This window comes from Novosphingobium arvoryzae, assembly GCF_014652615.1.
In the GTDB taxonomy this organism is placed as follows: domain Bacteria; phylum Pseudomonadota; class Alphaproteobacteria; order Sphingomonadales; family Sphingomonadaceae; genus Novosphingobium; species Novosphingobium arvoryzae.
Map to the genome: position 1 here is coordinate 118629 of NZ_BMZD01000005.1, position 9894 is coordinate 128522.

Annotated in this window: 6 protein-coding genes and 1 pseudogene; 4 read left to right on the top strand and 3 right to left on the bottom strand. The window is 68.2% G+C overall.

Translation table 11 applies throughout. The features are described from left to right. The first annotated feature begins 11 nt into the window (after positions 1-11). Positions 12-1178, top strand: a complete 1167-nt coding sequence (locus IE113_RS11500) for a cell wall hydrolase (protein ID WP_229822330.1) — start codon at positions 12-14, stop codon at positions 1176-1178. Positions 1179-1181: 3 nt separating this feature from the next. Here the strand turns inward: IE113_RS11500 and IE113_RS11505 are convergent. From IE113_RS11505 to putA, 3 genes and pseudogenes are all read right to left on the bottom strand, one after another. Continuing rightward, positions 1182-2399: pseudogene (locus IE113_RS11505) on the bottom strand (3-hydroxyacyl-CoA dehydrogenase); the annotation flags it as partial. A gap of 145 nt (positions 2400-2544) precedes the next feature. Beyond that, positions 2545-4134: a fatty acid--CoA ligase gene (locus IE113_RS11510; protein ID WP_189541610.1), complete on the bottom strand. Its 1590-nt coding sequence runs from the start codon at positions 4132-4134 to the stop codon at positions 2545-2547. A 90-nt stretch (positions 4135-4224) separates the two neighbouring features. Then, positions 4225-7371, bottom strand: a complete 3147-nt coding sequence (putA, locus tag IE113_RS11515) for a bifunctional proline dehydrogenase/L-glutamate gamma-semialdehyde dehydrogenase PutA (protein WP_189541612.1) — start codon at positions 7369-7371, stop codon at positions 4225-4227. Positions 7372-7552: 181 nt separating this feature from the next. Between putA and yfiR the strand changes: the two genes are divergently transcribed. From yfiR to yfiB, 3 genes are read left to right on the top strand one after another with little or no spacing between them, the layout of a single operon-like run. Further along, a complete protein-coding gene (gene yfiR, locus IE113_RS11520) occupies positions 7553-8095 on the top strand; it encodes a regulatory sequestration protein YfiR (protein WP_189541614.1) in 543 nt (180 codons plus the stop codon). A 3-nt stretch (positions 8096-8098) separates the two neighbouring features. Then, positions 8099-9367 carry a diguanylate cyclase DgcN/YfiN gene (gene dgcN, locus IE113_RS11525; RefSeq protein ID WP_189541623.1) on the top strand — a complete coding sequence of 423 codons (1269 nt, stop codon included), beginning with the start codon at positions 8099-8101 and terminating at the stop codon, positions 9365-9367. Continuing rightward, positions 9360-9857: an outer membrane lipoprotein YfiB gene (gene yfiB / locus IE113_RS11530; protein ID WP_189541625.1), complete on the top strand. Its 498-nt coding sequence runs from the start codon at positions 9360-9362 to the stop codon at positions 9855-9857. The genes dgcN and yfiB overlap by 8 nt, the downstream gene beginning before the upstream one ends. Positions 9858-9894 lie beyond the last annotated feature (37 nt).

Genomic DNA, 9894 nt, shown 5'->3' on the forward strand with positions numbered 1-9894 from the left:
CTGCGCGCCGGATGACCAGCGGCCCGCATTTTCCCCACTTGCGCCAGAACCTGCGCCATTTCTGGCCCGCCGCGCTGGGTGCCGCCCCGGTGCTGGCGGCGATCGTGGCGTGCCTGCTGTCGGGGATGGAGCCCCGCAATCTGGACGCGATCACGCTGGCGCAGACGCGCGCGGCGGCGGACCTTGCCGAATTGCCGGGCCGTGCCGGGGACGCCCCGCTGCTGAACCGCGCGCCGCTGTTGCCGATGGACGAGGCGCGCGCGCGCAATGCCGCCGTGCCGTTCTATGCCGGACGGATCGAACCGGCGGCGCGGTTCCGCTTCACGGGCAGCCCGGTTGACCTGTCGCGCGCGGTCGAATGCCTTGCGCTTGCCGCCATGGCCGAGGCTGGCCCCAGCGATCCGGGCCAGCGCGCGGTGATCCAGGTCGTGCTCAACCGGGTGCGCCATCCCGCCTTCGCCAAGACGGTCTGCGGAGTGGTGTTCGAAGGGGCGGAGCGGCGGACCGGCTGCCAGTTCACCTTCACCTGCGATGGTTCGCTGGAGCGGCGCTATAGCGACCCCGCGTGGATCGCGGCGCGGGCGCGGGCGGTGGAGGCGCTGAACGGCGCGGTCTATGCCCCGGTCGGCAATGCCACGCATTACCACACCGACTGGGTGTTTCCGTGGTGGAGCCCGAAGCTGGTCAAGCTGGCCCGCGTCGAAACCCACCTGTTCCTGCGCTGGCCGGGCTATTGGGGCAGCAAGGCGGCGGGCAACCTGCCCTATCGCGGGGGAGAGCCGGACATTCGCCCGCTGCTCGCCGGCCCCGATCCGCTGGCGACTGACGCCGCGCTGCCCCCGCCGGACCTGCCTGCCGATACCCCGGCGGTGACTGGCGGGCAGGTGCAGATGCGCGATGCATCTGGCCGCGCCAATTTCGTGGTGATCGACGCCGCCTCCAGCGCCGAGGATGCCGCTGCCATCGCCCGCAAGCTGTGCAAGCCCGACGCGACCTGCCGGGTGTTGGGCTGGGGCACGCGGGCTGACGTCCCCGTCGCGTTTCCACTGCCGCCGTCCGCGCGCGCCAGTCTGCAATTCAGCTTTACCCGCGATCCATCGGGCCGCGAGATCGCGCTCTATGATTGCGAGCGGTTCCCCGGCCTGCCGCGCGAAAGCTGCATCCCCAAGGCGCGCTGAGGCCTACCCCGCGTCGCGGGCCAGCTTGTCGCAGACGGGCAACCCGTGGCGCTTCAGGCCCGCGACCACCTTGTCCAGCCCCTGATGCGCGGCCCAGTACATCGGGCCGCCGGTCCACGCGGGCCAGCCATAGCCGTTGAGCCAAACCAGATCGATGTCCGACGCGCGCTGGGCGATCCCTTCGTCGAGGATCAGCATCCCTTCGTTGATCATCGGATAGATCAGCCGTTCAAAGATTTCCTCCCGCGTGACTTCGCGCTGGGGGACGCCCTGACGCGCGGCGAAATCGGCGATGATCGCCTGCACTTCGGCCGAAGGGGTGCGCTGGCGGTTCTCGTCATAGTCGTAGAAGCCCTTGCCGGTCTTCTGCCCCCAGCGCCCGGCGGCACAGAGCGCCTCGCGCACGGTGGTGACTTTCGACGGATCGCGGTGCCAGCCGATGTCGAGGCCGGCCAGATCGCCCATCTGGAACGGCCCCATCGGAAAGCCGAAGTCCAGCAGCACCTGATCGATGTCGAAATAGGCGGCGCCTTCCATGATCAGGGCGTTGGCCTGTTCCTGCCGCTTGGCCAGCATCCGATTGCCGATGAAGCCGTGGCACACGCCCGAGACGACGGGCACCTTGCGGATCTTGCCGGCCAGCTGCATCACGGTGGCCAGCTGGCTCGCGCCGGTCTTGGCCCCGCGCACCACTTCCAGCAGCTTCATGATGTTGGCGGGCGAGAAGAAGTGCATCCCCAGCACCGCTTCGGGCCGCTTGGTGACGCTGGCGATTTCATCGACGTCGAGATAGCTGGTGTTGCTGGCCAGAATCGCGCCGGGCTTCACAATGGCGTCGAGGCGGGAGAAGACGTCCTTCTTCACGTCCATCGATTCATAGACGGCCTCGATCACCAGATCGCAGTCCGCCAGCGCGCTGAAATCGAGCGCCGGGGTCAGCCGCGCCATCGCCGCTTCAGCGTCCGCCGCCTCGATCCGCCCGCGCTTGACGCTGGCGGCATAGTTCTTGCCCATCACGTCCACGCCCCGGTCCAGCGCGGCCTGTTCACGCTCGACAATGGTGACGGGGATGCCTGCGGTCAGGAAGTTCATTGTGATCCCGCCGCCCATCGTGCCCGCGCCGATCACGCCGACTTTGGCGATGGGGATCAGCGGGGTGTCGGCGGGCAGGTCATCGATCACCGCGCACTGGCTCAGGGCGGCGTCGATGTGCTCCTTGGCACCGGGCAGGGGTTCGGACATGGCAGGCTCCTCTGGTTGTTTCTCACCTTATCCGTTCGTGTCGAGCGAAGTCGAGACACGTTGCGCGCGGTGTCTCGACTTCGCTCGACACGAACGGGAACGGGGCTTTAAGGCTTGCCTCGCCTCAGTTGATCTGGCGTTCGCGGCCCGCCCAGTACGGTTCGCGCAGCGACCGGCGCAGGATCTTGCCGCTGGGGTTGCGGGGCAGCGCCTCGATCACGTCGACACTCTTGGGCACTTTGAAGCCCGCCAGCCGTTCGCGCGCCCAGCTTATGATGCTGTCGGCGTCGATGGAGTGGCCGGGCTTGGGCACGCAGACGGCCTTCACCGCTTCGCCCCACTTTTCGTCCGGCACGCCGATCACGGCCACTTCCAGCACATCGGGGTGGCCATAGATGCCGCTTTCGACTTCGGCCGGATAGACGTTTTCGCCGCCAGTGATGATCATGTCCTTGGCGCGGTCATACATGTAGACATAGCCGTCCTCGTCCATGTAGCCGACGTCGCCGGTGGCGATCCAGCCGTCCGGGTCCATCGTGCTGGCGGTCGCTTCGGGCAGCTTCCAGTAACCCAGCATGTTGTTGGATGAACGGGTACAGATTTCCCCGATCTCGCCCGTGGGCAGCGGCTTGCCGTCCGGTCCGCGAATGATCATTTCGACGCCCGGCAGCGGCTTGCCCGCCGAGCGCATCCGCTGGTTGCCTTCGACCGAGTGATCCTCCGGTGGCAGAACGCAGATCGTGCCGGTGGTTTCGGTCATCCCGTAATTCTGCACGAACTGCGCGCCGAACATCGCGATGCATTCGCGCAGCAGTTCCAGCGGGATCGGGCTGGCGCCGTACAGGATGTACTTCACGCGGCTGAAATCGGTCTTGGCGCAATCCGGGTGGTTCAGCAGCAGCGCCAGCGCGGCGGGGACGATGAAGAACCGGGTGACGCCGCGATTTTCGACCGCGTCGAACACGCGCGGCGGATCGAATTCGGTCAGGACCACGCCGGGCAGGCCCGATGCCAGCGCCATCACTCCCAGGCCCGTGCCGCCGATGTGGGCGCAGGGCATGGCCACCAGTACGGCCTCGTCCTCGTCCCACAGGGTGTGGGGTTGCGGGTTGTCCAGACTGGCCTTGCGCAGCCCGAACAGGTTGCGGTTGGACAGCACCGCGCCCTTGGGGTTGCCGGTGGTGCCAGAGGTATAGAGTTGCAGCACCGCCTCATCCGCGCCTGACGGGGCAAATTCCGTGCGGGGGCTGTCGGTGATTAGTTTGCGGGCCTCGTCCGCCGTGAAGCAGCGCATCAGGCCGGGCCGCGCGCCCAGCGTCGCGGCGGCGCCTTCGAACCCGTCGCCCAGGAACAGCAGCTTGGCTTCGGCGTTGTCGATGATGAAGGCCGCTTCGGGTTCGGCCAGACGCCAGCCGATCGGCACCATCACCACGCCAGCGCGCGCCGCGCCAAAGAACAGCGTGAAATAGGTCGCGCTGTTCTTGCCGAACCAGCAAATCCGGTCCCCCTTGGTCAGCCCCATCGCCAGCAGCGCGCTGGCGACGCGCGCCGTGGCGTCTTCCAGCCCGGCATAGTCGAACCGAAGGTCGTCGCCTTCCATCGCCAGCCGCTCGGGCCGGTCGGCGGCCCAGAACCGCAGGAATTCGTCAAACGTAAACAGGTGTGACGTGCGCTGCGCTTTGGCCAGCAGCCGGTCGTAAGTAGCCTTGTCCATCAGTATCTCCCGGCGGGCAGTTTAACCGGGCGATTAACAAGGGCAAGGGCTGAATCGGCACCCTCTCACATTCGTCAGTCGGTAGGCGGCCTACCCGCCCGCCATCAGGCTGGCCTTGCCCCCCGCCGCCGTGGTGTCGATGCAGGCCACCCGCTCGGTCGCGAAGCGCGCGACATAGTGCGGCCCGCCCGCTTTCGGGCCGGTGCCGGACAGGCCTTCGCCGCCGAACGGCTGGCTGCCCACGACCGCGCCGATCTGGTTGCGGTTGACATAGAGGTTGCCGACTTTGGCGCGCGCCTGCACCAGCCGCCGGGTGTTGTCGATCCGGGTGTGGATGCCCAGCGTCAACCCGTAACCGACCGCGTTGATATCGGCGATGACCTGTTCGAGGTCAGCGGCGGCGAACCGCGCGACGTGCAGAACCGGGCCGAAGTGCTCGCGCTCCAGCTGGCGGATGCTGTCGATCTGGATGATCGCCGGGGCAACGAACGTGCCGCGGTCGCAGCCTTGCGGCAATTCGCGCTGCCACACGGTGTGCCCGGCGGCACGCATCGCCGCGACGTGCGCGTCCAGCGCCGCCTTGGCCTCGGCATCGATGACCGGGCCAACGTCGGTGGTCAGGTCTTCGGGATCGCCGATCACCAGCGCCTCGAACGCGCCGCGGATCATCTCCAGCATGGCGTCGGCGATATCATCCTGCAGGTACAGCACCCGCAGCGCGGAGCAACGCTGGCCCGCGCTCTGGAACGCGGAGGCGACCACATCGCGCGTGACCTGTTCGGGCAGGGCGGAGGAATCGACGATCATCGCGTTCTGCCCGCCGGTTTCCGCGACGAACTGCGCCAGCGGCCCGTCGCGGCTGGCGAGGCTGCGGTTGATCGCGCGGGCGGTTTCGGTCGAGCCGGTGAAGGCCACGCCCGCAATGCGCGGATCGCCGGTCAGCATGGCGCCGACCGTGCCGTCGCCGGGGACCAGCTGGACCACGCCGTCCGGCATCCCGGCTTCGCGGAACAGCCGCACGGCGAGGTCCGCGATCAGCGGGGTCTGCTCGGCCGGTTTGGCCAGCACGGTGTTGCCCGCCGCCAGCGGCCCCGCGATCAGCCCGGTGAAGATCGCCAGCGGGAAGTTCCACGGCGCAATCGCCACGAACGCCCCGCGCCCATGCAGGGTCAGGCGGTTGCTCTCGCCCGTTGGGCCGGGCAGCGCCTCGCCCTCTGGCGTGAACAGGCGGCGCGCTTCGGCGGCGTAATAGCGCAGGAAATCGACCGCCTCGCGCAGTTCCAGCACCGCGTCGGTCAGGGTCTTGCCGGCCTCGCGTTGGCAGAGCGAGAGGAAGGCATCGCGGTGCGCTTCATAGGCGTCGGCCACGGCTGCGAGCAGTTCGGCTCGCGCCGCGCCGCCGCGCGCGTCCCATTCCGGCTGAGCGCTGAGCGCGCGTTCGATCATGGTGGAGACTTCGTCTGGCCGGGCATCGCGGCAATGGCCGACCACGATGGTCCGGTCATGCGGGCAGGTGACGGGGCGCGGCGCGGCGGCGGGGGCGGCTTCGGCGGTGGGGGCGGCGGTCCAGCCGGAAAAGTCGCTCAGTTCGGCCATGCTTTCCGGCAGGGGTTCACGCACCAGCGGGTCGGCCAGATCGACGCCCGCGCTGTTGGCGCGCGGGGCGAACAGCGCTGTGGGGAGCGGTATCGCCGGATTGCGGCGCGGGGTCAGCGCGGCGAGTTCCGCGACCGGATCGCCGGTCAGGTCCGCCACCGGCACTTCGGCATCGGCCATGCGGTTGACGAACGAGGAATTCGCGCCGTTTTCCAGCAGGCGGCGGACCAGATAGGCCAGCAGTTCCTTGTGCCCGCCGACCGGGGCGTAAATCCGCACCGGGGTGCGGGGCTGGCCGTCCGCCGCCTCGATCCGGGCGAGTTCGGCATAGACGTCCTCGCCCATGCCGTGCAGTCGCTGGAATTCGAACTGCGCGCTGCCTGCCAGCGCCTTGATCGCACCCACGGTATAGGCGTTGTGGGTGGCGAACGCAGGATAGATCGCGTCGCTCGCCGCCAGCATCCGCGCGGCGCAGGCGAGGTAGGACACGTCGGTCGCGACCTTGCGGGTGAATACCGGGTAATCGCCGTGGCCGCCGACCTGCCCCAGCTTGATCTCGCTGTCCCAGTACGCGCCCTTGACCAGCCGGACCATGATCCGCCGCCCGTGCCGCCGCGCCAGCTGCGCCACCCAGTCGACCAGCGGCACCGCGCGCTTCTGGTAGGCTTGCAGCGCCAGGCCAAACCCCTGCCAGCCGCCCGCGAACAGGCTGTCGTCGGCCACCAGCGCTTCAATGATGTCCAGCGACAGTTCCAGCCGCTCGGCCTCTTCGGCGTCGATGGTAAAGTGAATGTCGGCATCGCGCGCCTTCGCCGCCAGATCGCGCAGCATCGGCACCAGCGCGGCTTTCGCGGCTTCGGCGTGATAGAAGTCATAGCGCGGATAGAGCGCGGACAGCTTCACCGAAATGCCGGGGGAGCGGACCACGCCTTCGCCCGCCTCCGCCGCGATCCGGTCCAGCGCGGCGGCGTAGGAATGGCGGTAACGTTCCGCATCGGCAAAAGTCATCGCCGCTTCGCCCAGCATGTCGAAGCTGTGAGTCAGCCCTTCCTTACGCTCCGGTGCGGCGCGGGCGAGCGCTTCTTCGATGGTCCGGCCGAACACGAACTGGCCGCCCAGAATCTTCATCGCCTGCAAGGTCGCCTGCCGGATCACCGGCTCGCCCAGCCGCCCGACCGCGCGCTTCAGGCTGGCACCCAGCCCGCCCGCCGCCTCGCGCCGCTGTTGCAGCACCTGCCCCGTCAGCATCAGCGAGAACGTGGCGGCGTTGACGAACGTGCTGTCGCTGTCGCCCATCCGTTCCGACCAGTCGATCCCGGCCAGCTTGTCATGGATCAGCGCGTCGGCGGTGGCGGCGTCCGGCACGCGCAGCAGCGCTTCGGCCAGGCACATCAGCGCGATGCCTTCCTCGGTCCCCAGCCCATAGGTCTGCAGGAACGCGTCCAGCCCGCTGGCCTTGTGCGCCCGCGCGCCCATGACCAGCCGCGCGGCCAGCGCCTGCGCGGCGGGATGGACCGCGCTGGCGGGGGCGGCCTGCAGCAGCCGTTCGGCCAGGCAGGCCTCCTCTTCCATGCGATAGGCGCGGCGCAAGGGGGTGCGGTTCAGCGAGACAGGCTGCGGGGCGGACTGCGGGGCGGACAAGGCGGTTTCTCCGGCAACAGGACTTTCCGGCCTCCTAGCACTGGTTACGATAGAAACCAATCCGGCAGTGCGGACGGGGCGGCGATGGTTGGTTTCAGGTAAACGGAACGCCCGGAATTCCTTGCGTTTACGATAGTTTCGGGCAAAGGGCGGGGTTGGTCTGGCAAGGATCAGGGTCGAGATGAACGTTGCCAATCGTTTGCGGGCTGCGCTGTTGGCGCTGGCCGTCGTGCCGTTGACGGGCGCGACGGACCTTGCGCTCGTGCCGGTTGCGAGCAGTCCGGGCAGCGTCTTTGCCGGTCCGGTCGGGCGGATCGTGCAATCGATCACCGAATATACCACCTGGCCGCGCCGCGAGAATCCGGTGACCTTGTGCGTGGTCGGCCCGGTCAGTCATGCGGATGGGCTGGACGGTTTGCGGCTGGCCGATGGCCGCCTGATCGACCGGCAGACCGTGGCGGCGACGGCGTTCACCCCCGGTGTGTGCGATTCCCTTTACATCGGCCGCATGAGCCTGCCGGAAATGCGCGCGCTGACCGCGCAGGCGCGCGGGCGCGGGGTGCTGACCATTGCCGAGGCCGATCCCGATTGCCGCAGCCAGGCGATGTTCTGCCTGCTGTTCACACCGCAGGCGGCGACATTCCGGATGAACATCGACGCGATTGCCCGGTCCGGGCTGAAAGTCGATCCGCGCGTGCTGCGCATCTCGCAGGGAGGGCGCTGAGCGATGGCGACTCCCCAGAAAACGAAGGCGCCTGAAGTCGCTCCGGCAGCCGCGCTGCCCACGCTGGCCCAGATCCTCGGCCGGGTGCATCTGCGCCTGATCCTGTTCGCGGTGGCGCTGGCGGCGGCCAGCCTGGTGGTCAGCGGCGGGATCGTGATCCGCAACTATGCCCAGCGCAATCTTGACCTGCTGGCCCGCACGGTCAGCTACACGGTCGAACCGGCAGTGGTGTTCGGCGATCAGGGGGCGATCCGCGAAGGCGTCGTCTCGGTCGCGGCGGTCAGCGGGGTGGATAGCGTGGAAGTGCGCGATCCGGCAGGCCGCGTGCTGGCGCGCTGGCAGCATTCCCATGCCGATTTCCATTCGCCCATCACCCACGCCGCCAACGGCGTGATCTGGCCCCGCCCGTCACTGGCCCCGATCCGGCGCGGTGACGTGGTGATCGGGGAAGTGCGGATCTTCGGCAATTCCGAGGGCATCCTGCGGTATATCCTGGCCGGAACGATCATCGCGCTGTCGTGCCTGGGGCTGACGGTGCTGGCCACGCGCATCCTGGCGCAGCGCCTGCAAAAGGACGTGATCGGCCCGCTCGATCACGTGGCCGATGTGGCCCACGCGGTCCGCAGCGACCGCGCGTTCGACAAGCGTGTGCCATCGTCCGGCATCGCGGAGATCGACCGCTTCGGGCAGGATTTCAACGCGCTGCTGGCCGAATTGCAGGGCTGGCACGCGGGGCTGAAGTCCGAGAACGCCGAACTGGCCCGCCGGGCGACTCACGATGCGCTGACGGGGCTGGGCAACCGGGTGCTGTTCGAACAGACGCTGGGCGATGCCATCGGCAATTCCGTGCGCAGCGGGACCAGCTTTGCGGTCCTCTATCTCGACGTCGACAACTTCAAGGACATCAACGACCGCCACGGCCACGAATGCGGCGATGCCGCGCTGATCGCCGTGGCCGAGCGCCTGCGCCAGAGCATCCGCCACGTCGACCACGCCTTCCGGCTGGGCGGCGATGAATTCGCGGTCGTGCTGGCGCCCTTCTACAATCGCGCCCACGTGGACGCGGTCAGTGCCCGGATCGACAAGGCAATGGAACGGCCGTTCCGCCTGCCGAACGGGTTGTTTGCCACGGCGACGCTCAGCATCGGCGTGGCGGTTTATCCCGATGACGGGGTTTCGCCGCAGGATTTGCTGCGGCGGGCGGATGCGGAGATGTACTTGCGCAAGCGGGGTCGCCGGTCCGCCGGATTTGAGGGGATTGAGAATGCGTAACGGGTTGCTGATTTTCCTGATGGCACTGCTGGCCGCGTGCCAGACGACGCCGTCCAAACCGGCCTTTTCGGCCCGGCAGGTGGCCTTGCTGACCGAGCAGGGGTTCAAGCCGGTCGGCGAGAACTTTGAGCTCGATATTGCCGATCGCCTGCTGTTCGAGGTCGACAAGGCCGATCTGATGCCGGAAATGGCGGCAACGCTGGACAAGCTGACGCGCAGCCTGACCAGTGTCGGGATCAATGGCGCAACCGTGGAAGGGCACACCGATTCCACCGGCAGCGCGGAATACAACCAGCAGCTGTCCGAACGCCGCGCCGCGACGGTCAAGGCGGCGATGGTGGCGGGCGGTCTGCCTGAAGCCGCGGTGCGCCCGATGGGCATGGGCGAGACGGACCCGATTGCCGATAACGCCACCGAGGAAGGCCGCGCGGAAAACCGCCGCGTGGTGATCGTGGTCACCCCGGCGGATGCCATTGCCATCCGCGATTGATTGCACCTGATTGAAAGGCGCGGCGCAGCGGCTATGA